This is a genomic window from Neobacillus terrae, from assembly GCF_011393025.1.
Classification (GTDB): Bacteria; Bacillota; Bacilli; order Bacillales; family Cytobacillaceae; genus Neobacillus_A; species Neobacillus_A terrae.
Window position 1 is genome coordinate 47,359 of the sequence record NZ_JAAOEO010000008.1, and the last position, 24,305, is coordinate 71,663.

A 24,305-nucleotide genomic window follows, 5' to 3' on the forward strand; every position below is an offset into this window, starting at 1 on the left:
GGTTTTTTTGGACATCCCCAAGGAGGAGCCCGGCAGCCGGCTGCCATACATTCCTTCAAGGAATGAGTAGGCCCATAACTTTGCGTCCCAGCTTTTCAGCAGGTTTGCCTTTTTCGTCTTATTGACATTATAATTCCTAGATATTTACACATGAATAAGCTAAAATACCTATAATTGTCGATATTTGGATTAAAAAGAAGAATTTTTAAATTTTGGACAAGAACAAAAGGCGCAAGCGCCCTGGTCAGATGATGAAAGGCTAAAATCGCCACGTCCTGTGGCAACGCCTTCCTGACCCACATCCTGTGGGCCTCCGACAGGCATAAGACGAATCACGCAGGAAATCCTGATTTCTGGAGTGAGTTGGCTTATGACCCCGAGGGGCTGGGCGCTGAAGCTGGATTCCACTAACTTTGTTCGGAGAGTATCCACAAGATTAAATTCCCAAAAAAATATAGCCTCCCAATAAAATGGGAGGCTGGTTTTTATCGGCTATTTCCGTTTGGACGAGGTCTTTTCTGGTCATCACCGGTTGAAAACTCTACCAGCTCTGAACTAGTTCTTCCTTTTTTCTTACTGTTATTTATTTGCGCATTTCTATTTCCAAGCTTAACGCGCCCCATACATACCCCTCCTTTTAAGGGTAGTATGTTTTAAATCAGTATAGGTTATTCCATGCTGAAGGCCGGCTTTTTCCGTTTCATGGCTGCTTAAAGCTGGAGCTATACAATTTAAAAAAGCTTTATATTTTATTTACCATTTTAATAAAGCCATGCAACCTGCATGGCTTTTCAATTTATCGTTTATTTGGGTTCTCGTTTGCAATTTGGCCCTTAAAGAAGATTCGTTTGCTTACAGGAATCTCGAGGTTCCGGCAATATTGCTTTAACTCTCTCTCTTCACGTTCTGTGACTAGAGAGATAACTGTACCATTTGCCCCCATACGTCCCGTACGTCCAGAACGGTGGACATATTGGTTAATATCCTTAGGCATATCTATATGGACAACATGCGTAATTCCCTGAATATCAAGGCCTCTTGCCGCCACATCGGTAGCAATAAGCATCTTCAGCTTACCATCACGAAAATTCCTTAAAGCCGATTGCCGTTCCATTTTGTCCAGTTCGCTATGAAGAAGTCCAACCGATAATTCTTTAAATTGCAATTTTGCTCCAGCAACCGTGATTTCCGAAATATCATTAACAAATGCCAATGTCTTAATGTTTTCAAGACGCGCAATTTTTTCGAGAAGTTTAACTTTTTCCCGCGGTTCACAGGAAAAATAAATATGCTCTACTTCACCTGTAGGGATTTCCTCTTCACGGTTAATCCGTATGACTTCCGGTTCATTTGTTAATTCACGGGCTAATTTTTCAGTATCCTTTTTTAATGTCGCTGAAAAAATTAAGACCTGACGGCTCGCCTGGGTACTTTTTAAAATGCTTTGAGTTGTGCCAGTGTGTTCCTTAGTTAAAAGCTGATCACCCTCATCAAGGACAAGCGTTTTAACTTCATGCATCTTAAGCTTTTTTTGTTTAATTAATTCATTTACTCTTCCTGGCGTGCCAAAAATAACCTGTGGCCGCTTTTTAATCTTTTCCAGCTGCCTCTTCAGATTCGCTCCTCCAATAAGAGTAGCTCCTCTTAGGCCGCTTCCCTCCGACCACTTTTGAAACTCCTGGTATACCTGCATAACCAGCTCCTGGGAGGAAGCCAATACAACAGCCTGCAAACTCTGATTCTCCGCGTCGACCGATTGGAGAACAGGAAATAAATAGGCTAAAGTCTTTCCTGTCCCTGTTGGAGATTCTGCAATTATATCCTTTCCTTCCATTGCAACAGGAAGCGCAGCGTTTTGGATAGAAGTAGGCTTTTCAAAGCCTGATTTCTCCCACGCCTCTTTTAAAAAAGGTTTTAACTCCTGAACATTTATCATAAAAAACTCCTTTAATTAAAAAATCGTCTTGTTTCTATTATAAGTATTTACACCTTTTCAAATCCAATATTAGGCGAATCAGCATGCTTTTGATACTAACGCAGATGGGAGCTGGTGTCTAGAGGCTGTTTTTCTTTAAAATTGGTGGTGTTCTTCAAAACTTTTCCGAATATCTACAAAAATGGGCGACAGTTCTGCAAAAGTTTATGGGTATTCTACAAAAATGGCTGTCTGATCTACAATAAGTTATGGCTGTTCTACATTTTGATTTTTTCACTAAACAGGATTGAGGGTTCTTTACAAAAACTTTGGATTTCCCAACAAAAGTTTAGTTTTAACTTTTTCCACATTAAGAAATAAAACATCGGGCTGAAATCAGCCCGATGCTTCTATCATTCTATTATTTGTGAATCCAAACGGCTCCTGCAGTATTGTCTTTTGCTTCACCAATTACCTGGAACTTCAATCCAAAGTTTGGAACTTCACGTCCTGCGTCAGGAATTAAATCATTAATGTATTTCTTAGAATCATCAAATGTTGTTACTCCTGGAAGGCCTTTGTAGTCATAGATTCCGCGAGATGGTGATTCGATATACCATGCTTGTGAATTATCGTATGTGAAAGCTGCATCTGCCACCTGATAGCGGGTGCTTTGGCTGATCGAAGGTTTACCATTTAATGTACCAACGATCGCTTCTGGATGAGCATCAACTACACCAAGGAACCCTTCTCCTGGGTGGATTCCAGTCCAGTTGTCTAGGTAAGTATCATCCGCATACCAAACCACTAAACCAGGGCTGTATTTTACGCCACGTGAGAATTCAAGGGCTTTGTCAGCACCAGCCCAGTTTCTCCACTCAAGGTAATAATATTGTGGCTTGCTAATCCATCCATCCGCCACTTCAAAACCTTTTAATGTAACTTGTGGAGTTCCTTCTACATCGTCAGCGAACGTTACATTACCGTCAACTGTTAGTTGAAGATTATCCAATGCAAAACCATCTGGAGCAAGTCCGCCATCTGTAACGTATTCAAATTTAAGCTTTACCTTTTTGCCTGCAAATTGGCTTAAATCGTAAGACTTATCTACCCATTGACCTTGTGAAGATTCAAAAGCTGATCCTCCACGAACTACGTCTGACTCGTCACCAATTACATCTATATCTTTCGTTGTTCCATCATTGGCTACTGCTGTTACTTTTACATAATCATAGTCTGTTTCAACTTCATAATAAGATTTGAAATCAAACTTTGCACTACTCGCATTTGTTAAATCAAATTCCGGTGTTTCCATTACTGTATCGAGGTCATCACCTTTTGTACTGTAATAGTACTTTTCACCAAATTTAGGAGCAATACCAGGAATTTTCTTATCCGGCAGGTTAACCTTTACGATGCCAGGGTTTTTAGACTTGGTTACACTTTGGTCAATAAATGAAGTAACACCATTTTTATTGATGTCTTCATAATTTACTTCTGTAATATTAGCCCAGTTGCCGCCAATTGTCTTTTGGAAGAATTCTTTATTTTGCGGGGAGAAGCTTGGTGCTTCTGTTCCTGCGATATCACCGTTCCAGCTTCCGCCGGACATAATAGACCATGATGCAATTGGTTCACCTTGTCCTGAGTACTGAGTATCATATTCGTCTGGTAAACCTAAATCATGACCATATTCATGTGCAAATACACCAACCGCTCCGTCTTCAGGTTCGATTGTATAGTCGTAAGCGGCCATTTGTCCTCCCCAATAAGGAACCGATGCTTGAGTACCAGCAACAGGATAAACTCCATTTAAAGCCCAGCGATGTGACCAGATTGCATCATCACCAAGTGCACCGCCGCCAGCTTCCTGGCCGACACCAGCATGCAGTACCATTAAATGGTCAACAAGGCCGTCCGGCTCGTATTGATTTCCGTCACCATCTAGATCGTACTGATCAAATTTATCATAATCTGCTAAATTTATACCGGATGCAACGGCTGCATTTAAGGCGTCCTTTACAAGTCCGCGTGGCCCCTTACTGCCCTTCAAATTGTCGTGTCCACCTGCAGGATCATCACTTCCATAATCTTTTGCATTACCAGGAACCTTTAACCAGTTTGAAACCTGTCCTGATACAGTGTAACTTCCACCTGATTGCTCTTCATAATATTGTTTAAACGTTTTAACTTTTTCACCATTAAATAAGGTGAAATCTTCGTTTCCGAACAACATTTTTTGATAGTGTTCTGGACTAAAGTCATCAGACCACATATAACCTTTTTCTTGCTCTATATTATTGTGAGCAAAATCAGCATATTCAACTAGAAGTACTAAAACCTTATCTTCACGAACGGCACCATTATAGGCTGCCTGCTTAGCAGAATCTACTTTAACCGCACCTGTCGGCTTGCCTTTTTTAAAATTCTCGTGACCTTTATCAAGCTGCTTTTTCAGCTTATCTTTTTGCTTAGTGAGAAAGTCTTTTGTCTTTTTATCAAACTCAGTCACCTGGGCTTTTTCTCCTGCTTGTTTACCAGGTTTCTGGCCTTTCTTTTGTATGTAATCCTTCACCGCTTTTTGAACTTGTTCAGGAGTTGCATCCTTGGAAATAAGTCCACGCTGCTGAAGAGCTTTTGCTAAGCGGTCCTCGTTGACGATATTTAGGTCAAAAGGTGCCGATTCAACTGTTGGCGCTGCTGCGGCTGGTTTTGGTGCAACTGTTGAAGTTGCGAATGCTCCTGCAAACAAAGTGGAAGCCATGATGGTGCTTGCAGTTACGCTAGAAAAAACTTTTAATGCTTTGGTTTGCTTTTTCCCCAAAAAAATACCCCCTCATTTAATAAAGTTAGTAGAATACTTGCTTTTGAAACTGAGTCAAATGTTATCAGCTATTTTGAAAATTGTAAATTTTTTAACAGTAAAACCAGGAAAAATAAGTAAATTTACCTAATAATCAGAAAATTCGACTTCTTTTTATCTAGTAAACTGGTAAATTCCATATCGGTTCTTTATACCCATTAATTTACAGCAAAAAACTGTCTCCTATTTCGGAGACAGTTTTAATCAATCCAAATATTTTCCGTGTTCAGGCAAGCCTATTTCACTCCAATTATTAACTAAATAGTTCAATGCCTCGGACAATTCCTCTCCTGCCATGGGCTGTCCATGGCCAGTAGCGGCAACAGATGGATTAAGCGATTTTAATTTTTCCACTGACTCATAGGCTGAACGCCAGTCAGGTGTAAAATACTTTGGCGGTCCGCTTATCTCTTTCTTCTGTGTAAGAACCTTGTAAAGTGACTCCTGCTTAACGGTTACAAAAGCATCCCCTGCAATAAGAGCTCTGTCAGACTCACGGAATAAGGAGATATGACCCGAAGAATGGCCAGGAGTGTGAATCCACTTCCATCCAGTCATACCCGGTATGGAACCATCCTCCGGAAGAGCCTGTACTTTTTCTCCCAAATCAATTCCATGGTTAGGAAATAAAGGTGACATTTCACCAACCAATCCCTCATCTATTGTTGAATCTCCAGGAGGATAATTTGCTTTTCCCGTTAGATATGGCATTTCAAGACTGTGTGCATACACAGGAACATTCCAATGATCAAGCAATTCAACAAGCGAGCCTACATGGTCAAAATGTCCATGTGTTAAAATAATGGCTTTTGGGGCTTTGCCCTTTCCATACCTTTCTGCTGCTGCCTCCATAATTTCGTCGGCATTTTTCGGCATGCCTGCATCAATTAAAAAAAAGCCCTCCTGCTTTTCGGGATCTCCTACAAAACATAGATTGACTATTTTATTTGTATAACAAAAGATGTCCGGAAGAACACTGATGCCAAGCCCACTCCCCAAAGAAGTCATCGGTAAAAAAGAATCCTCAAATTTATTATCCAGCTGTTTATCCATTTTTTGAATTCCCTTCCTTTCATTACAAGTATTTGTTAAGCAGGTGTAAATTATTGCATTTTTTATTCCCTCTTTTATTTAAAAAATTCCTTCCATACTTCTTGACAATTGTGTGAATGTATTGGATAAGTTTTTTGAACTTATTGTGAACCTTTCCTATCTTCGGTCTATAGTCAATTTTTTTCGTGTAAAATGTGATACATCGATATACTTTACTACTATTTCGGAGTTGAAAATAATGTTTAAGAAAATTCTGTTGGCTTTATTGCTTCTGTTTGTTCCTATGGGACGCCAGGCATTTGCCCATTCTTCTTTGGAAAACTCCACTCCGAAAAAAGGAGAGGCAGTTACGCAGCCGCTTCACGAAATCAAGCTTGATTTTGACACAAAACTTAAATCAGCAAGTTCCTTTACAATTAAGAATGAATCTGGAAATATTATTCAATCAGACAACATTAAAACAGCTGAAAATAACCTTGTTGGGACTTTTAAAAATGCTCTTGAAAACGGGACATATACGATTCATTGGAAGGCCATAAGCATTGATGGAGACACACTCGAAGGAAATCTTCCTTTTACAGTCCATGCAAAGACAACTGCTGCAGCGGAACTATCAGCAAACAGCAATGCGTCATTACAATCCTATGCAATTCCTGGCATAATCGGTTTGCTGATATTTATTGGGCTTGGAAGCTACTGGGTTGTTTTTAGAAAGAAACATTTAGTGAAATAGCACAAAATAGAGGCTGCATCCATTTGGATACAGCCTCTATTGTTATTCTCCCAGCGGTTTTGCGTTATAACTGGAGCCTGTAAAATCGGTTAATTCACTGATTGTTTTCCATAATTCCGGATAAAACTCGAAGCTGATTCTTCTTTGAAGTGCTTTTGCCGGAACTCCTTTTAAACTGTTTGTATCAAGACCAATCATTCTTTTTACTAATTGCAAATGATGATGGCGGAAACTTTGAAAGTTTTCATCAAACTGAATCATTTCCTGCATGAGGTCAAAGAGTGCTAAATCTGTGGAGGGATTTTTTTGCAGTTCGATAGGGGTTAAACACCTATCTTTCATTAACTGTTCAAATGGTCCCCACAGCTTTGGCCCCAGCTTTAGAATTTCGTTGAATCCAGGAGAGTCCTGGCCGCTTCCCTGCCCGAGGGCAAGTCTAATAGTATGGTAGTCAATAGGAGCAATGACTTTTACCATATTAAAAACCTCCGGTAGATGTTTTACATGGATATTAACGCGTTTTATTCGGGAAACCGCTTTCAAAATATTGCTTTCTTCCATAGCTTTTTCAGCAAGATGAATGTATTGAATAACAAGCTTAAAGTGGAGCTCGGCAATCTGGTGAACCATTTGAAAAGTAAGTTCGTCTTCGCAGCATAACTCCTCTTCGTTTTTCTGCAGGCTCAGGAGCTCTTCAGTTCGAATGTATTTCTCATAATCGGTTAATTTTCTTTCCATAAAATCTCCCTCTGTATTATAGTTTTATAAACTTACTCATATTTACGCAGTATTGCTCTCACAGGGCTTCCATCTGCTTCAGCAAGCGGTAGAGGAAGAGCAACTAATTCGTATTCTCCCTGCAAAACCATGCTAAGATCCAGCCCTTCTAAAATATGAATACCGTGCCTGTTTAAGCTGTGGTGCGCAGATAGCTCTTTGCTCTCAAGCGGATCAACTGAAGGCACATCAACGCCTATAAGCCTGACCCCCTTCTCTTCTAAAAATGGACCCAGGTCTGGATTTAAAATAGTTATTAGATCAGGAAATACGGAGGGGTCCTTCCAGGAACCAGTCCTCAGCAGAAGCCTTTCGCAACCTTTAAAATCAAAAGCGGCAAGTTCCTCTGTCCCGATGCTTTTTTTATCCGGCAAATCAATAACCATTGCCCTTCCAATATAAATATTTAAATCCAGGTCATTTATCCTTTTTCCCTCACTGTCAAAATGAAAGGGAGCATCGACATGAGTGCCTGTATGAATACTCATTGTAAGCTTGCCAACATTAACTGACCCGCTTAATTCTTTGGGCCAGGAAACTTCATAAGAGAAGGGAGTATCACCCGGCCAGGTGGGGGTTCCTTTTTCCAGCCTTCGGGAAATATTAATGATCTGCATGCTTTCCTCCATTTAAGCGATAATTTCCCGCTTATTTTCATATTTTTCATAATCTTTATTTTCCATGATTTTTTTCAGCCTTTGGACAGCTTCCCAAACTTCTGAATAAGAGGTATACAATGCTACAGGAGCAAGCCGGATTACATTTGGCTGCCTGAAATCTGGAACAACTCCATTTTCTTTTAAGGCTTTACAAATTCTAGCAGCCTCTGGATGTTCAAGAGAAACATGGCCGCCAAGCCTTACAGGGTCAATAGGATTAGCTATTTCAAAGCCAAATCCGCTGAGCTCTTCAATTATCAAATCCATTAAATAATGGGTTAAATCTAAAGACTTTTCACGAATTCGATCAATTCCTGCTTCCGCAAACATCTCCAGGGAGCCGATTAATGGTGCCGCACTCATAATATGCGGTGTACCAATTTGATATGCACCTGCTTCTGCAGCTGAAGAAAATGTATGCTCCATATCAAATTGCTTGGTTTTATCTGAACCGAACCAGCCTGCAAGCCCAGGAATCCTTCCAAAGTGGCGTTTATTGACATAGAGGGAGGCTATACTGCCTGGCCCCGCATTTAAATACTTATAGTTACACCAAAAAGCAAAATCAACGCCCCATTCGCTAAATTTATGGGGGATAGCTCCAACTGAATGGCAGCCATCAAATCCTATTAAAATATTTCGTTTATGAGCTTCCTCTGTCAGTCTCTTAATATCCAGAAGCTGGCCGCTTCGATAAAGTACTGTCGGAAGGACAATTAAAGCTACCTCTTCCGTCATCGCTTCAATAATATCTTCTTCCTCTAGGAGTCTTCCATCTCTGCTCTTCACCCTAATCAGGTGTTCCTCAGGGTTTAATCCCCTCAAACTTATCTGGCTTTTTAAAGCATAGATATCTGAAGGAAAGTTCAATTCATCAGCCAGAATCTTGGTCCTGTTTCCTTGCGGCGAATAAAAGGTGGCCACAAGCTGATGAAGGTTCATTGTGGTAGAACCTGCAGCAAGTACTTCAGCAGGCTCAGCCCCTACCAACGGGGCAGACATTTCTCCAAGTTTTTCAGAAATATAAAACCATGGCTGTTCACCTGTCATCCATCCGTCAATCCCATGCTCCTTCCATGCTTGTATCGTCTTTTCAAGACTTAACTCGGCCCTTTTGGATATCAGCCCCAATGAATTTCCATCAAGATATATTTCTCCTTCTTTTATATAAAACTCATTGCGAAAGGATTGCAGTGGATCCTGACTATCCTTCTCTATTGCGTATTTCCTTAAATGAGTTAACATTGCGCACCTCCTGTTAGAAAATTACGTCTATTTCAAAAATAGCTTTATGGGACATTATCTGTCAATCTGGATAAAAGAAAAAAACAGCGGGAAATCCCGCTGCTTCTAATCAATTAAATGACTGCCAAAAAGGCGCTTTTTTATCTATTATGCTGTCTATCTCCTCGAATGGTATTTGGAATGTTGGAAACCCTGCGGCGTAGGGAGCAATCTCATAAGGATCAAAGTAAATGTTAAGCGTATCTTCCGAAATAAAGAATGGCTGTGCTGGTCTTATGCCTTTAAAGCGCCCCTGGAAAACATACGAATATTTCTCATCATTTTTTATTTGGTCCTCGATAATACCATTTAATGTTTTTATATAGCTGCTATCTTTCTTAAACAGGTCTCTAAGCTGAAAGAACTCCCCGGTATCCAGGTTCACATGGGCGTACTTTTTAACTGGCATTCCATGAGCAGCACCAAAGTGATAATCATATCCATTTACTTCAATCACTACCAATTTCTTTTGATAAAAAGTCACTTCAAAGTCCCCTGAATAATTGGACTCAAGCTGCTCGTTTTGAGAAATTTGTTTTAATCCTGATAGCTCTTTTAATCTTTCATTTACCGAATGCTGGACTTTTTCGCTTTCGATCCCCTCAAGCTGCGGATAATAAACTAAGTAATCCTTGTTAGGCTTATATTTCTTTTCAACTATTGAATAAGTATTATTCAAAGGAATTTTCTTATTCTGCCTCCAGATTAGTTTTCCGCTTTTATCAAAATAAAACAATCTTAAATCCATTTCCCCGCGAATTAGTGTTTTATCCTGATATAGGGCCCCATTTCCGCTTTGCGCAGGAAATCCTTCAATTCTTTTACCATTTCGGTCAATAAAAAAGGTATATAAATTATTGGATGCAGATGCCATTCCCTTTTCAAATTGGTCGATTGAATTATAAAGGAACCCTGTCAGGATATGTCCGTCCAGATCAGCCAGTGCATAACGCAGGCCCATATACGGCTTATTTGCTTGGATTGCTTTCCCAAGGGCAATCCTGCCTTCACCCAAATAATGAATCGATTCATATGCTGGCTTGATAAAATAAAAGCCATTTCGGTCAATTAGTCCGTATTTATTTTGGATATCATCATCCGAGACATTAATGATAGCCCTGCCTTCTGTAAACGGACCTGCCCACGAAAAACGGGGAGTTATCATAATATCAGCCTTTTCGTCCATATAGCCATATTTTCCATTTTGAACTGCCTGAAATGCCAGCCTTTCCTCCCCATAATTCTCCACATTTGCATACTGATATGTGTGCAGTTTCTTGCCGGTAAGACTAATAAGGGCAAACAGCCCATCTTTTATTTTTACAAGAGCCTTACCTTCTTTAAACTCACTGGCTGCTTCAAATTCCGGCGGAATAACATCCTTTCCCCACCGATTTAAAAAGCCGTATCGCAAAATCCCTTTTAAATCCGATACAGCGGCCACTGCCCTGCCCTCTTTATAATCTCCGATAAACTCATAAGACCTTTCGGTAATTTCCTTTCCCATTTCATCAATTACTTTATATCTTCCTTTGTCAATAACAGTAGCTCTACCTTCCGAAAAGGGATGTATGGTCTCGTATTTTGGTTTCACAACAAAATAGCCATTCGTATCTATCAGCCCGTCCAAGCCCATAAATCCGATAATGGCCAGGCCGCTATCTTCAAAATCACCGGCATGGTCATAAACAGGCGGGAGGACAAATACACCCTTTTGATTGATATATCCCCATTTAACGCCTCCAACCAATTTTTCCGAGGCTCTAAACAGATAAACAGACCTCATGGCTCTTTCCTGGTAACTATTTCTCGCAGCTGAAGTTTTTCCTCTCATGTTAATCCCCCACTTTTCCCTGCTAGCTATCATATGTACGGGCGAATATCCCTGTTACTAAAAGGGAGGGAGAAATTCTCTTCATGAAGGGAATTTTACCTAAAGGGGAAGGTTTCAAAATAATGTTTCTTCTGCATCCATGTTCAATAAATGAAAAAAGAGTTCCCCATCTATAATCGGAAAACTCTTCTCTATTTAATGCCCAATTGAAGTTGCACCTGGAATCAATTGTTTAAGTTCTTCATATGAGATAATAGTATTCCAATGGCCGGTAATCCTGGCAAAAATAACGATTAGAATAAACGCAGTTAAGAAAGCCGTTGGAACAAACCACTTATTCACTTTCTTAGTAGCAACAGTCATATTTAAAGTGTCTTTAACAGGACAAGCCTCCACACATTGCATACATGCCGTGCAGTTAGGAGTACGGACTGCTGTCTTTTGCGAAACCTTTATCCTTTGAGGACATACTCTTGTACAAGCTTCACAATCAATACATGTCTCTTCATTTCTGGTAACCTTGGTTATTCCAAATAATGACCCTAAACCGATTAATGCTCCATAAGGACAGAGGAAGCGGCACCAAAAATTTTTAAAAAATAGGGAAAGCACAAACATAAGAATGATAAATTTCAATGCAAATCCGCCAATGTTCAGGAAGAAAAGCAGCATTTTCACATCGGAAATTTTATTATATGGATCCTGCAGAAAATCTTTAGCCACGAAGACCGGCATATCAAACACAATCATCTTAACGAAAAACAATAATAACAGGTATTTAAATACTGATAGAATCCAGGCGAGCCATCCCGGAATCTCAAAGTTTCTCTTAAACAGCTTTTTGCCAAGCATCCCTGTCCACTCACTTATTGTCCCGACCGGACAAATCCAGCTGCAAAATGATTTTCTAAACACTAAACCTGATCCCACAAAAAAGGAGAATAACACCAGGCCAGCTGGATGAATTTTGTCAAAATCACCACTTAGCAGCCAAACCTTAAGTCCCACAAGAGCGGAGATTGGCAGGAATCCCTCCACGGCAGATGGCCTTTGGACAAATGGCTCCGTTCCTCCCGTTTGAAAGTGTATATAAAACTTGTAAAATTGTAGACCAACATATAACAAAAACAATAAAAATATAGCCTGTACGGCATATCTTACAGCTTGAACCGGCTTTTTTTTGATCTGCCTGTAATACCAGTTCTTCGATTTCATTACATTTCCCTCCATTCAGCTTGCTACCTTAATGATAAAGTAGCGGACTGAAGGAATATGTGATTTAAATCTCTTAAAAAAGCACTGTCGGAAAGATGTCACAAAAAAAATTTTTTTAGTGTTTAGAGCCTGAATTCACAGCATTGTTATCGCTTTCTAATAAGCTTTGTAAATATTTATCTCTTGATAAATTATTGAAATATAATATAATCAGATTAATTAATACTTCAGAGTTTTCTTTCAACTATTTTTTTAAAAGTCATTGACGAGAAGAGTAGGATGTTTTCCAAGCCTTCAGAGAGTCGGCGTTTGGTGCAAGCCGATGGCAGAATTCATTTGAAAATCATCTCCGAGACGTGCGGCTGAAGAAGTGTGAAAGCACAGTAAGCCAAACCGGAATTTCCACCGTTAACAGGAACGCGTATATTAGTACGTTGATGGAGCGCCGTAATTTTCTTTATTACGGAACTAGGGTGGTAACGCGAGCCAAACTCGTCCCTATTCAGGGGCGGGTTTTTTGTTTTTTCTAAAATATTATTTATTTGAGGAGTGATTCGAATGAAAAAGAAAGATACCGTTTTTATCGGACTTATGCTATTTTCAATGTTTTTTGGTGCAGGAAACTTAATTTTTCCGCCATTTTTAGGACTGCAGGCTGGGACTTCCTTCTGGCCAGCTATTCTGGGCTTTATTATTACAGCTGTGGGGCTACCTCTACTCGTTCTGGCGGCTATTGCCCTTGTTAAAGACGGAGTACAGACATTAGGCAGCCGGGTGCATCCTCTGTTTGGCACAATATTTACCATTGTTGTGTATCTCTCAATCGGACCATTTTTCGGTATTCCGCGTAATGCTAATGTTGCCTTTGAAATGGGATTAAAACCTTTCCTTGGTTCGGTCTCTTTAAGCAATTCAGTTCTTCTTTTATTGTTTACTGTTGTATTTTTCACACTCGTATACTTACTAAGCCTTAACCCTTCAAAGGTTGTAGATTATATGGGCCGCTTTATCACACCGGCCTTGCTCGTTTCCATTCTTGTTCTTTGTGTTACAGCTTTCACTAAACTATCTCATCCATTAAAAGCTCCTGCAGAAAAATATCAAACTGCTTCACTTTTCAAAGGATTTATTGATGGATATTCAACAATGGATGCCCTGGCAGCACTCGCTTTTGGTATCGTTATTTTAACTGCTTTCAAACAAAAAGGAATCAGTTCTAAAAAGGAACTTGCTTCCCAAACAATTAAATCCGGACTTGTAGCTGGGGCTGCTTTGGCGGCCGTTTATCTAGCCATTGGATTAATGGGAGCAAAAATGGCAGGCTACGGAACTTTTGAAAATGGAACAGAGGTATTATCAGCTGCTTCGAGCATGCTGCTTGGCAAAGGCGGGACAATCCTGCTTGGAGTAATTTTTACACTTGCTTGTTTTACTACTTGCGTTGGTTTAACCATTGCCTGTGGTCAGTATTTTACAAAAATTGCACCTAAACTAAGCTATCGTTCATTTGTTACAATCGTTACTGTCGCAAGCTTTTTAATTGCTAACCTAGGCTTAAATCAGATCATCAATGTTTCAGTACCATTCCTTGTAATGGCTTATCCTTTAACAATTGTCCTAATCACCCTTTCCTTCTTCCACCGCTATTTCAGCGGGTCTCAGAAGGTGTATGCAGGTGCCATGCTCTTAACAGGATTAGTTGCTTTATATGATGGATTAAAGATGTTTGGCATTGAATCTTCTGCTCTTGACCAGTTAGTATCAGCTCTTCCATTCTCCTCTTTTGGTTTAGGATGGGTAGTACCGGCCCTTGCTGGAGCAGCAGTCGGATTTGTGCTAGACCGCTTAGTCAAATCAAAGCGTCCAACTGAAGATAAGCAGCAAGAGGCTGCATAAAAAAGGGAGTGCTCAAATTTTGAGCACTCCCTTTTTTATGCCCTGGATTATCTTCCCTGAGGAAAGCGGGGTCACCCCGGCTAGGTTTTCCCGTTGGACATTGAATTTGCCTCGGAATTGCCCACGCACGAAGAAAATGCGCAGCATTTTCGAAGAGTCTCAGCAGGGAGGCTTATATACTGGCCGCAAATTCAGGATTTTTTTGCGGGCAGGTATATGCTTCCTCTATTACTGCCACTTTTGCCTAATTCCATTGAAGAAAGATAACGAGTGGCGGTATTTCGTTTATAAAGATGTGTAAACCAGCGAAATTCCTTATTAGTAATTTGGGGACCGAAGAGAAGGAAATAATCCTTAACAGCATCCTCGTAGGCATCTTTATAGATGCCGGAGCAGGAAGGACAGGACCATTTTCCGTGTGTATTTTGCATGGGGAGGAAAGAGCAGGAAGGACAGCGGACCCCAGTAATAATTTCTTCTTTAGAGATGTTAAACTGTTTAAGAATATCGATATCAGGAGATGTGTGATTTTTTAAAAGAATTTTCGCTATTTTTTTTATATCCTTGGAAGTAAATCGATCATGGGCTATATACTTTTCAATTTTGCCGATTTTTTCGAGAATATTAGCCCCCCTGCATAATTTATGCTGCTCGCCATGGTTCCCGGTTACATTTTTAATTATGGCATTTTGGTTAGTCAAAGCGACAAGGTACTCTATCTGGAGAGGAGGAAGATTATTTGCAGCGAAAAAGCTGGTTAGCTGATTACTTTGATGCCTGACTTGTGAAAAAGGATCGCCCAGCCGCTTTTCCTTGCCATCCTCCGCCTTGATGAGCTGACAAAATTTCGAATCAAAATAGAGTTCCCCACTGATATTCTTTGATTCAACTACTAGTCCATAAAAAGAGGTCAGGATGAGGAGGTCAATTTGAAAAAAATATTTTCCAGAGGGAAGTCTCAGGTTGTGGAAGATGAGATAGTTCTTTTCATCGAGAAAAGAAAGATAGTAATCAAGTGACTTTTCACCATAGTAGCCAGCACTTTCTTTATACCAATCTTTTATCACATTGACTTTTTTAGGGTTATCATCATGGAGCCTGTCTTTTAGCGCAGCTAATTTTAAGAGAAGCTGGGAAGGGGAAGCTTCTTTAACAAACAAAATCTCACATCCTTTATGGTTTTTTGAAATTTTTGTATGTAAAGTTGTCTTGCTTGTCATAAAACGAAGATAGTTTTACAAATAAAACACAAAAAATAGACTTTGAGAAAGATATTTTTATAATTTAAATGGGAAATTCACGATATTAAGAAAAGAATGCACGTTTTCGAGGAAGAAATGCACGATTTCGAGGAGGAAATGCACGATATTGAGAGAAGAATGCACGATATCAGGAAGGAAATGCACGGAACTGGGAGAAGAATGCACGGTCAAAGGAGGAAATGCACGGATTTGCAACGGAATGCACACCAATGAAGATAAATGCATGGCCTGCCTGCTGTATGACCCAGATGGCCAGAGCTATAGATGTCCATTTGTTAGCTTCATAATACAATTATATACAAGTATTTTCAATATATAAAGAAAACATGTGATTGAATAAGCCAGGCGCTATGCCTGGCTTTTCCTTTTATTCTTTCTCTGTACCAAATACGATTCCGTTTTGTCTTCTGGCTTCTTCAGTTATCCCGATTACAATTTTGCTCAGTTTTTTAAGTTCCTCATATGTTTTTAAGTCCTTAGTTCCAATAATCTCTGCGAACCTGGTGGCTTCATATACCATGTCCTGCTCTTCTTGCCAGATTCCCATGTATTCGCTTTCCTTCGTATGGCTGTCAATAAATTGGATTTTCGAGATTGGTGCAGCCTCCGGAAGTACAAAGGTTCCTGCCTCGCCATGAATTTCGCATGGAATAACGGAGTGAGACGTTTTTGAACACATGATAGTACAAACAAAGTCATCGTATTCCATTATTAAGGTACCGCTGCCGTCTACTCCAGTCCTCAGCTTTACAGGATGGTAAGCTACCTTTTGTGGTTCACCAAATAACCCTACAGCTAAGAATAGCGGGTAAACACCAAGATCGACTAATGCTCCTCCGGAAAAGGCAGCAGAAAAAATATTGGGCTCCTCCCCTTTTAAATACAAATCATACCGGGATGAGTATTGAATATAAGGAAGAAGCGCACTCCTTAACTTACCCGCTTTTGATAAGTTCTCCTTTAAGATAGCAAAATTAGGGGTATGTATATTTCGGATTGCCTCAAATAAAAATACTCCATTTTCTTTAGCCGTTTGAAAAGCTTGTTCAAGCTCCTTTTTATTAGAGAAAATAGGCTTTTCACATATTACATGCTTTTTATTTTTTAAAAACAGTAATGCATGCTCAAAGTGATGTGAATTAGGTGATGCAATATAAACTGCTTCAATTTCTGTGCTTTGCGCCATTTCTTCAATACTGGTATAGAAGGTGTCAGCATTATAGGACTCTGCCATTTTTTTTGCCTTCTCATCAGTTCGTGAATAAACAGCACGCAATTGAAACTGCCCGCTTAACTCTGCTGCCTTTATAAATGATTCAGTAATCCAGCCTGTTCCCACTGTTCCAAAGTTAATCATCGAAACCCTCCTTCTTGTACACCTCTTATTTTAGCCTTTTCAGGTTATTTTTAAAAACCAGGACTCCCTGCTCCAAAAAAATGATATGCTTTTAATTAAATATTACATAGGAGCGTTCCAATGAATTATGCGGAGAAGTTAAGAGACTATTTCAGGCAATATGCCAATAGCAGCAATGCTGTGCAAATGAAAAAGTATATGCGGGATCAATATGAGTTTTTTGGAATTAAGACCCCAGAGAGAAGAGCCATTCTAAATGAGTTTATAAAAGATAATGGATTTCCGGGAGATCAAACTTTTGAGGAGGTTATACTGCAGCTTTGGGAAATGCCTGAGAGAGAATTGCAAATTGTTGCGATCGGGTTAATTGATTTAAAAAAGAAGAAAAAGGAATTAACTGATAAATACCTGCCACTCTTAGAAACCTTGATCACCAGTAGATCATGGTGGGATACGATTGACCATATTGCCACAAATCATATCGGGTACCTTTTCGGCAAATACCCAAATTTAATTATAGAAGTTGGGGATCGATGGAGAAAGAAAGATAACATCTGGCTCAGACGGACAATGATCCTTTTTCAATTAAAATATAAGACTCAGACTGATACCAGCCTTTTAACTGAAATTATTATCGAAAACCTTGGCAGCAAGGAATTTTTCATCAATAAAGCAATTGGCTGGGCTTTAAGGGAATATGCAAAAACCGACCCTGATTGGGTAATTAATTTTGTTTCCCAATATCCCCTTGCAAACCTTAGCAGGCGTGAAGCAGTAAAGAATATTATAAAAAAACAGCTCCTTTAAAAGAGGATGTATATTCCTAGCAGCAATTCTGGCGAAATATCTACGGTTCAAGAAGGCATACGGCGTAAGCAGCAGGAAAATTATTGTACCTTTGTTAAAAGCATGATTTGGCGGGAACAATGGAAAAATATCGTTATTTATGATATATAAGTAGTACATATGTAGAAAGAGGTTGAAAAAAGTGGACAATCAATCGTCTAATTTTATACGGGATATAATTATTAAGGACCTTGAGTCTGGCAAGCGTAATGAAGTTGTTACTCGCTTTCCGCCAGAACCGAACGGTTATTTACATATCGGCCATGCAAAATCCATCTTTCTGAACTTTAGTCTGGCAGATGAATTTAAGGGCAAAACGAACCTAAGATTTGATGACACCAATCCTTTGAAGGAAGACGTGGAATTTGTAAATTCTATCAAGGAAGATGTTAAATGGCTCGGTTATGAGTGGGAAGGATTATTTTTCGCATCGGATTACTTTGAGGAAATGTATAATCGTGCTGTCCTTTTAATTAAAAATGGATTGGCTTATGTTGATGATTTATCTGCAGATGAAATTCGCTCACTTCGCGGAACACTGACAGAACCTGGCCAGGAGAGTCCATACCGAAATCGTTCGGTTGACGAAAACCTAGACCTTTTCGAACGCATGCGAGCTGGAGAATTTGGCAATGGGGAAAAAGTCCTTCGCGCAAAAATCGATATGAAGTCACCAAATATCAATTTACGCGACCCTGTTATTTACCGCATTTCCCACACTACCCATCATAATACTGGAGATAAATGGTGTATCTATCCGATGTATGCCTTTGCTCATCCAATTGAGGATGCTATCGAAGGCGTGACCCACTCCATTTGTACAATAGAATTTGAGGATCAGCGCCCATTATATAATTGGGTGGTTGAGAAGTGTGAAATGGAAAGCCAGCCTCAGCAAATTGAATTTGGCCGTCTTAATATTACCAATACTGTAATGAGCAAACGGAAACTGAAACAGCTGGTGGAAGAAGGATATGTAGATGGCTGGGATGACCCGAGAATGCCTACTATTTCAGGCTTGCGCCGCAAGGGATTTACACCTGAAGCAATCCGTAATTTCATTGGAGAAACAGGGGTATCCAAAGGATCAGGTGCAGTGGATGAGCAAATGCTTGAGCACTTCGTTCGAGAAGATTTGAAGCTAAAAGCTCCAAGGACGATGGGTGTATTGAAGCCGCTTAAAGTTGTAATTACTAACTATCCCGAAGGACAGGTTGAATGGCTTGATGCTGAAATCAATCCAGAGAACCCTGATATGGGCATTCGTCAAATCCCGTTCTCCCGTGAAATTTATATTGAACAGGACGACTTTATGGAGAATCCTCCAAGCAAGTACTTCCGCCTGTTCCCTGGAAATGAAGTTCGCCTGAAGCATGCTTACTTTATAAAGTGTGAAGATGTTATTAAGGATGAGGAAGGCAATGTTGTAGAGCTGCATTGTACTTACGATCCTGAAACTAAGAGCGGCAGCGGTTTTACCGGCCGAAAGGTCAAAGGAACCATCCACTGGGTTGAAGCAACTAATGCGGTTGCAGCAGAGTTTCGTTTATATGAACCACTTATCCTGGATGAAACACCAGAGGATGGCGACGACGAGGGAAAAACTTTCCTCGATCATGTAAATCCTAACTCTCTTGAAGTTCAGAATGGTTTCATTGAGCCAAATATGAAGGATGTAAAGGGACAGGATAAATTCCAATTCTTCCGTCACGGCTACTTTAATGCAGATCCGAAGAATACAGCTAGTGGTCCAATTGTATTCAACCGGATCGTATCACTAAAAAGTTCTTTTAAATTATAAAAATGTAAACCGGTCTGGGATGGCCGGTTCTTTTTCTATACGGTTGACTTCTTTTAGTTACCCGATTAACCTTATAAAATCAAACAAATGGCTCAGCAGAGGAATTATGGATTTTTTAGACAAAATGTTCTTGATAGGCCGGTTTAAGGACCAACAGTTTCACTTTTACTGCTGATTTAAGTTCATTGTAGCTAAGGGTGGCGACTCCAGCGGGAAAAGTGGGACAGTCGAGGCCCTGGACTAAGAGTAGCGAGGGAAGCGGCTTGGCCCCGCCCACGGAAAGCGTCCACCCGAAGCGGAAATCTAGTTGGACTCCAGAACTACTTTTATTGTAAAACAAAAAGACTGTAGACAACCTCGAAATTCTTCGAGATTGTCTACAGTCTGTGCAATCCTATCAAGGAACACATCAGTTTGGCACTTCAAAAATAATCCTCGTTCCTTTTCCAGGTGTTGAATAGATAGATAGCTCGCCGCCTGCAGATCGGGCTCGCTCCTCCATGCTGAACAAGCCAACTCCCCTGTGTTCCTGCTTCGGATCAAATCCAGCACCCTTATCTTCAATCATCACCCGAACTGACTCTTCGGTTTCTCTTATGGTTACTGTTGCCTCAAATACTTCAGCATACTTCCTGATATTTGTCAGGGCCTCCTGAATAATCCTGTAAATAGTGATTTCAATATTGACGTAAAGCCTTCGGTTCAATACGCATTCAAATATCACATCAATTTTGTAATGCTCCGAGTACCTGTTCAGGAGTGAACGAATGGCAGGAACAAGACCTAAATCATCTAAAACAGATGGCCGGAGCTCCCAGGAAATATCACGAATCTCTTCAATAAGCTCCGTTGCTTCATCCTGCATTTGCTGAAGCAACGGATGGTCCATTTCAGCCAATAGACGATTGATGGTGATTAAATGGCTGTAAAGATTCTGGCCAATTCCATCATGAAGATTACGTGACAACCTTTTCCGTTCCTCCTCCTGGACGTCAATTATTTTTACCATCATTTTTTGCAGCTCTTCCTCAACCCGTTTTCGCTCGGTAATTTCGTAGCGGATGGCGAGATATTGATAAGGCTTATTTTTTTCGTTCAAAAACGGGACAATGGTTGTATCCACCCAGTAATACGTACCATCCTTGGCCTGGTTACGGATTTCTCCCTTCCATACTTCCCCTGCCCCGATTGTTCTCCACATTTTGTGGAAAAATTCTTTTGAGTGAAGACCCGAATTGACAATGCGATGGTCCTTCCCAATTAATTCTTCTTTAGTGTATTTGGAGATTTCACAAAACTGTTCATTAATATATGTAATTTTTCCCCGGGAATCAGTAATGGCCACAATGGAGGATTCATCGAGGGCAAATTTCAAATCGATTAATTCTTGCATTGACTTCTTTAATTCTTCTGTTACCTGCTGATATTGCTTGCCTTCATCCAAGAAATTGTTCACTTTTTCAGATGGCTGCCTTTCCTCTTCAGGCTGCTGGTGCTCCGGGACCATCCGGTCATTTCCTTCCGGTTCTAATTGGTTGTGCGGTCTCTGCTCCATGATAAGCCTCCTGATACTAAGATACGATATGGTCTGATAATATTTTCTCCAAATTACCAGCGGATTCTTTTACGCTAGTTTGAAAATCCTCTGTATAGGAGTGTGTTTCCCTATTTCCGATAAGCAGAACGCCTTTAGGTACGCCTTTAAAAAATAAAGGTACCGCATATGAGGATACCAGATTTTCCGCCAGCATAATAGGCTGTTCAATTGGCTTGCCTAAAACATTATTAGGGAAATCGTCTATCATCAATGGGGTGCCGCTTGAAATGACTTTTCCGGCAATCCCCTTCCCAAACCGAACAGTTATTAACCTGTACTTTTCATTTAAATTTCCAATAGCATAGTGCCACTTGATATTAAGACCGTTTTTATCCTGCAATGCCAAGCCAATAAAATCGCACGAAATTTCTTTCATTAGGCTTTTGCAAACATCATCAATAGCTAGGAAATCGTTTATTTGGTCCATAGAATCCCTTTTTTCTTATAAGCCATATCCTAACAGCCCCTTTTTCACAGCATAAGCCACCAGTTCAGGACGGGTTTTCATTTGAAGCTTTTCCATCAAGTTTCCCTTATGTGTCTCAACTGTTTTCACACTAATCACCAGCTTCTCGGCAATTTCTTTATTGGAAAAGCCTTTGGCAATTAAAGTCAGGACTTCTTTTTCCCGGTCTGATAAAAGGTTAAACGTATCTGTCCGTCCTTGTTTAAGTGACCCAAGGTACTCCTCCATCAGTCTTTTCGTTGCAGTTGGATGCAGATAGGCATCACCGGAAGCAACGGTTTGAATAGCGGACAGCAATTCATCGTGTGGAGCACTTTTCAGAATACAGCCTGCAGCACCTGACTGTATGGCACGGAATAAATACTCTTCATCATCGTGCATCGTTAAAATCAGTATATTTACTTCAGGCATCAGCTTTTTTAATTCAGAAGTGGCAGACAGCCCATCTTTGCCATGAGGCATACTTAGATCCATGACAACAACATCAGGTTTTAAATCAAGAGCCTTCCGAATACCTTCATTTCCTTCGGATGCCTCCCCAACAACATGTATATCCGGATGTGTACTTAATAGCATGGAAAGTCCCATACGGACCACAGCATGATCATCAACCAGCAGGATTTTTATCAAATTTAAACTCTCCTTTTGTTGTCTAATCTTTAGAAAAAGGAAGTGAAATGTCTACAATTGTTCCTTCCCCTATTTTAGAGGAAATGGTACACTTCCCGCCAGCCTGATACATTCTTTCTATTATTGCAGCCAGGCCTGATGCATTTCCGGGACATGTATCTGTGCAGTTAAAACCTTTTCCAAAGTCTCGGATTTTTATAGTTATAGCAGCTTCACCCCAAAAAAAGGAGATTTTTACTTTTGTTGCTTCCGCATGTTTTGCCGTATTAACCAAGACTTCCTGGCAAACCCTGAACATCGCTATACTGCCCTGCTCGGGAAGCAGCTTTTCCACCCCATTGTTTTCAAGCTCTACAATAACTCCAAAAGTAGAAGTATATAGCTTTGCATAGCTTTTCACAGCAGGGAATAAACCCAGTGACAAAGCGGGAGGATGCAATTCAACAGTCAGGAACCTGATTTCCTGTAAAGTCCGTTCCATAAGACGCTCCATTTCCTGGATATAGCTTTTCATCTGTGGATTATCGGTGCCTGTTTCAATAAACTGCAGCCCTGTATAAAGACTGTACAGGTTCTGGCCAACACCTTCATGAAGTTCAAGGGCGATTCGTTTAATTTCTTCTTCCTGTGACCGGATTATATATGAGCTTATATGCTGATCTTCCTTTAAAAGCTCCATTTCGCTCCTCCTCTAACCTTCAAAAGGTGCTCCATTTTTTAAAAAAATTGGCTCTATTAATCTTGACTGTTGATTTTAGCTCACGACGTTCGCTTTCCGCAGCAATCAACAGGGCAGAAAATCAACAATAGGCAACACAGCCTAAAAATTAAATTGCAATTTTATAAATCAAACCGCTTTCCCGATCAGATGCTGTCCACTCTTTTTCTGAAAGAATAGCTTCAGCAGCCAGGGGTACAGCTAAAAAGTAGAAATCATCAAAGTAAAATCTGACATGTGTCCCATCAGGACATAATTGAATCCTTTTGATGAACTTTTGGACAGAAGGTGCCTGGTCGCTTCCCTGCTCATCCTGTATAATGAGTTCTGCATTTCGTCCTGCAAAGGTTTGAACAAGAGCATTAATATTAATGGGTTCCACAACTATTACATCCTCTCGAGTTGGGATAAATAAACATCTTGTATCCCTGCAGGTAATTCCAGAATGCCTCTCCTGCATGATCTTCAATATACATAATCGCTTCTTCTTCTGTATTCCAATTGCTCATTCCTTTAATTTCGGCAATTACTACCTTGGCACCGTCTGCAGACTTTTCTTCAAGATACCAGTTTAAGCGGTTACCCTTAAACAGTGCTTTTAGAATATCGTCAATCTCCCCGGTAAAATTACCTTCCAGCTTCGTAATAAAACAAAAATCAATATAAGTTTCGCTATTCATGGGATTTCATCCCTTTTTGCATTTTTTGATCCCTTTTATATACAAAAATTGCAGCTGGGAACAGTAATATGTTCATAGCTCCAGAAATAATGGTGTTTGCATAATGCTCATAAAAATACTGATGTACCATGTATTGGGTGAAAATAATATTGAGCATCAAAATGGCACAAAGAATGGCTACACTAATATATTCACGTTTCATAACGCTTCACCCTGACCGCATAAACGGCTCCTTTGTCTACTTTAACCTGAATTTCAGGCAGCGGGCGGCGTGGAGGGCCAGCTATTGGAGATCCTGTTTGCACATCAAACTTTCCATGATGACATGGGCAGATCATTTCTTCTTCTTTTTTATCCCAAAATACCGGACAGCGAAGATGCGTGCAGGCGTTCTGGTAGGCAACAAACTTTTCATCTGAAAGTCTTATTAAAATGGCACTATCGTGTTCACCTGGGAAAGCAAAGTCAACAGCATCGCCAACCCCAATGGACTTTAAATCAGTAATTTTTTTATGAGGATATTCTTTATCTCCAAGGCCCATTAGCTCCTTGGCTGCCGTTGCTCCCCATGGAAGGGAGGAGATAGCAAATACACCTGCAGCTCCTACGAGCGTCTTCATAAATCCCCGGCGGTCGAGCTTTCTTTCATTATTTCGGTTTATATTATGAGTGTAGTTATCTTCATTAAATGGGATCTTATTGTTATTTTCCGTCATGAC

At 40.2% G+C, this 24,305-nt stretch carries 23 protein-coding genes, 1 riboswitch and 1 other annotated feature; of the genes, 4 read left to right on the forward strand and 19 right to left on the reverse strand.

Going from position 1 to position 24,305, the window contains the following annotated elements:
- Window positions 1–28: 28 nt before the first annotated feature.
- Window positions 29–119: riboswitch (cyclic di-GMP riboswitch) on the reverse strand.
- A 366-nt stretch (window positions 120–485) separates the two neighbouring features.
- The 4 genes from G8761_RS13105 to G8761_RS13120 all read right to left on the reverse strand — a co-directional run bounded on the left by G8761_RS13105 (window position 486) and on the right by G8761_RS13120 (window position 5,831).
- Window positions 486–623, reverse strand: a complete 138-nt coding sequence (locus G8761_RS13105; protein ID WP_166027368.1) for a hypothetical protein — start codon at window positions 621–623, stop codon at window positions 486–488.
- A gap of 173 nt (window positions 624–796) precedes the next feature.
- Window positions 797–1,936, reverse strand: coding sequence for a DEAD/DEAH box helicase (locus G8761_RS13110; protein ID WP_166027370.1), 1,140 nt, complete (start codon window positions 1,934–1,936; stop codon window positions 797–799).
- Window positions 1,937–2,336: 400 nt separating this feature from the next.
- Window positions 2,337–4,679 (reverse strand): immune inhibitor A domain-containing protein, encoded by a 2,343-nt coding sequence (locus G8761_RS13115; RefSeq protein WP_166027663.1) that lies wholly within the window; start codon window positions 4,677–4,679, stop codon window positions 2,337–2,339.
- Between the two features lie 303 nt (window positions 4,680–4,982).
- Window positions 4,983–5,831: an MBL fold metallo-hydrolase gene (locus tag G8761_RS13120; RefSeq protein WP_166027372.1), complete on the reverse strand. Its 849-nt coding sequence runs from the start codon at window positions 5,829–5,831 to the stop codon at window positions 4,983–4,985.
- A gap of 238 nt (window positions 5,832–6,069) precedes the next feature.
- On the opposite strand from G8761_RS13120, the gene G8761_RS13125 reads away from it, so the two are divergent.
- Window positions 6,070–6,564 carry a copper resistance CopC family protein gene (locus G8761_RS13125; protein WP_166027374.1) on the forward strand — a complete coding sequence of 165 codons (495 nt, stop codon included), beginning with the start codon at window positions 6,070–6,072 and terminating at the stop codon, window positions 6,562–6,564.
- A 42-nt stretch (window positions 6,565–6,606) separates the two neighbouring features.
- Here G8761_RS13125 and G8761_RS13130 read toward each other — a convergent pair whose 3' ends face one another.
- The 5 genes from G8761_RS13130 to G8761_RS13150 form a co-directional block, all read right to left on the reverse strand.
- Window positions 6,607–7,302, reverse strand: coding sequence for a tryptophan 2,3-dioxygenase family protein (locus tag G8761_RS13130; RefSeq protein WP_166027376.1), 696 nt, complete (start codon window positions 7,300–7,302; stop codon window positions 6,607–6,609).
- A 32-nt stretch (window positions 7,303–7,334) separates the two neighbouring features.
- On the reverse strand, window positions 7,335–7,958 hold the full coding sequence (gene kynB, locus G8761_RS13135; protein ID WP_166027378.1) for an arylformamidase: 624 nt from the start codon (window positions 7,956–7,958) through the stop codon (window positions 7,335–7,337).
- Between the two features lie 12 nt (window positions 7,959–7,970).
- Entirely contained in the window at window positions 7,971–9,245 is a 1,275-nt protein-coding gene (gene kynU, locus G8761_RS13140; RefSeq protein WP_166027380.1) for a kynureninase, read from the reverse strand.
- Between the two features lie 109 nt (window positions 9,246–9,354).
- The gene (locus G8761_RS13145) at window positions 9,355–11,118 is read right to left on the reverse strand and encodes a WG repeat-containing protein (protein ID WP_166027382.1); all 1,764 of its coding nucleotides are present in this window, start codon (window positions 11,116–11,118) and stop codon (window positions 9,355–9,357) included.
- Between the two features lie 195 nt (window positions 11,119–11,313).
- On the reverse strand, window positions 11,314–12,333 hold the full coding sequence (locus G8761_RS13150; RefSeq protein ID WP_166027384.1) for a 4Fe-4S binding protein: 1,020 nt from the start codon (window positions 12,331–12,333) through the stop codon (window positions 11,314–11,316).
- Window positions 12,334–12,586: 253 nt separating this feature from the next.
- Window positions 12,587–12,836: a binding site (T-box leader), on the forward strand.
- A gap of 55 nt (window positions 12,837–12,891) precedes the next feature.
- On the opposite strand from G8761_RS13150, the gene brnQ reads away from it, so the two are divergent.
- Window positions 12,892–14,229: a branched-chain amino acid transport system II carrier protein gene (gene brnQ / locus G8761_RS13155; protein ID WP_166027386.1), complete on the forward strand. Its 1,338-nt coding sequence runs from the start codon at window positions 12,892–12,894 to the stop codon at window positions 14,227–14,229.
- A 191-nt stretch (window positions 14,230–14,420) separates the two neighbouring features.
- Here brnQ and G8761_RS13160 read toward each other — a convergent pair whose 3' ends face one another.
- Together G8761_RS13160 and G8761_RS13165 are read right to left on the reverse strand one after the other, a co-directional pair.
- On the reverse strand, window positions 14,421–15,389 hold the full coding sequence (locus tag G8761_RS13160) for a nuclease-related domain-containing protein (protein ID WP_166027388.1): 969 nt from the start codon (window positions 15,387–15,389) through the stop codon (window positions 14,421–14,423).
- A 469-nt stretch (window positions 15,390–15,858) separates the two neighbouring features.
- The gene (locus G8761_RS13165; protein WP_166027665.1) at window positions 15,859–16,845 is read right to left on the reverse strand and encodes a Gfo/Idh/MocA family oxidoreductase; all 987 of its coding nucleotides are present in this window, start codon (window positions 16,843–16,845) and stop codon (window positions 15,859–15,861) included.
- Between the two features lie 123 nt (window positions 16,846–16,968).
- Between G8761_RS13165 and G8761_RS13170 the strand changes: the two genes are divergently transcribed.
- Both G8761_RS13170 and G8761_RS13175 read left to right on the forward strand, forming a co-directional pair.
- A complete protein-coding gene (locus G8761_RS13170; protein WP_166027390.1) occupies window positions 16,969–17,655 on the forward strand; it encodes a DNA alkylation repair protein in 687 nt (228 codons plus the stop codon).
- Between the two features lie 181 nt (window positions 17,656–17,836).
- Complete coding sequence (locus G8761_RS13175) at window positions 17,837–19,495, forward strand: glutamine--tRNA ligase/YqeY domain fusion protein (RefSeq protein WP_166027392.1); 1,659 nt, start codon at window positions 17,837–17,839, stop codon at window positions 19,493–19,495.
- 409 nt (window positions 19,496–19,904) lie between these two features.
- Here G8761_RS13175 and G8761_RS13180 read toward each other — a convergent pair whose 3' ends face one another.
- The 8 genes from G8761_RS13180 to G8761_RS13215 all read right to left on the reverse strand — a co-directional run bounded on the left by G8761_RS13180 (window position 19,905) and on the right by G8761_RS13215 (window position 24,302).
- Window positions 19,905–21,050, reverse strand: coding sequence for a PAS domain-containing sensor histidine kinase (locus G8761_RS13180; protein ID WP_166027394.1), 1,146 nt, complete (start codon window positions 21,048–21,050; stop codon window positions 19,905–19,907).
- A gap of 16 nt (window positions 21,051–21,066) precedes the next feature.
- On the reverse strand, window positions 21,067–21,519 hold the full coding sequence (locus G8761_RS13185; RefSeq protein WP_166027396.1) for a GAF domain-containing protein: 453 nt from the start codon (window positions 21,517–21,519) through the stop codon (window positions 21,067–21,069).
- Between the two features lie 15 nt (window positions 21,520–21,534).
- Complete coding sequence (locus G8761_RS13190) at window positions 21,535–22,188, reverse strand: response regulator (RefSeq protein ID WP_166027398.1); 654 nt, start codon at window positions 22,186–22,188, stop codon at window positions 21,535–21,537.
- A gap of 22 nt (window positions 22,189–22,210) precedes the next feature.
- On the reverse strand, window positions 22,211–22,867 hold the full coding sequence (locus G8761_RS13195) for a sensor histidine kinase (protein ID WP_166027400.1): 657 nt from the start codon (window positions 22,865–22,867) through the stop codon (window positions 22,211–22,213).
- A gap of 148 nt (window positions 22,868–23,015) precedes the next feature.
- Complete coding sequence (locus G8761_RS13200; RefSeq protein ID WP_207789207.1) at window positions 23,016–23,288, reverse strand: hypothetical protein; 273 nt, start codon at window positions 23,286–23,288, stop codon at window positions 23,016–23,018.
- Window positions 23,275–23,586 (reverse strand): hypothetical protein, encoded by a 312-nt coding sequence (locus tag G8761_RS13205; protein WP_166027402.1) that lies wholly within the window; start codon window positions 23,584–23,586, stop codon window positions 23,275–23,277. Before G8761_RS13205 ends, G8761_RS13200 begins: the two co-directional genes overlap by 14 nt.
- On the reverse strand, window positions 23,579–23,788 hold the full coding sequence (locus tag G8761_RS13210; protein ID WP_166027404.1) for a hypothetical protein: 210 nt from the start codon (window positions 23,786–23,788) through the stop codon (window positions 23,579–23,581). Before G8761_RS13210 ends, G8761_RS13205 begins: the two co-directional genes overlap by 8 nt.
- A complete protein-coding gene (locus G8761_RS13215; protein WP_166027406.1) occupies window positions 23,778–24,302 on the reverse strand; it encodes a Rieske (2Fe-2S) protein in 525 nt (174 codons plus the stop codon). Before G8761_RS13215 ends, G8761_RS13210 begins: the two co-directional genes overlap by 11 nt.
- Between the last annotated feature and the right edge of the window lie 3 nt (window positions 24,303–24,305).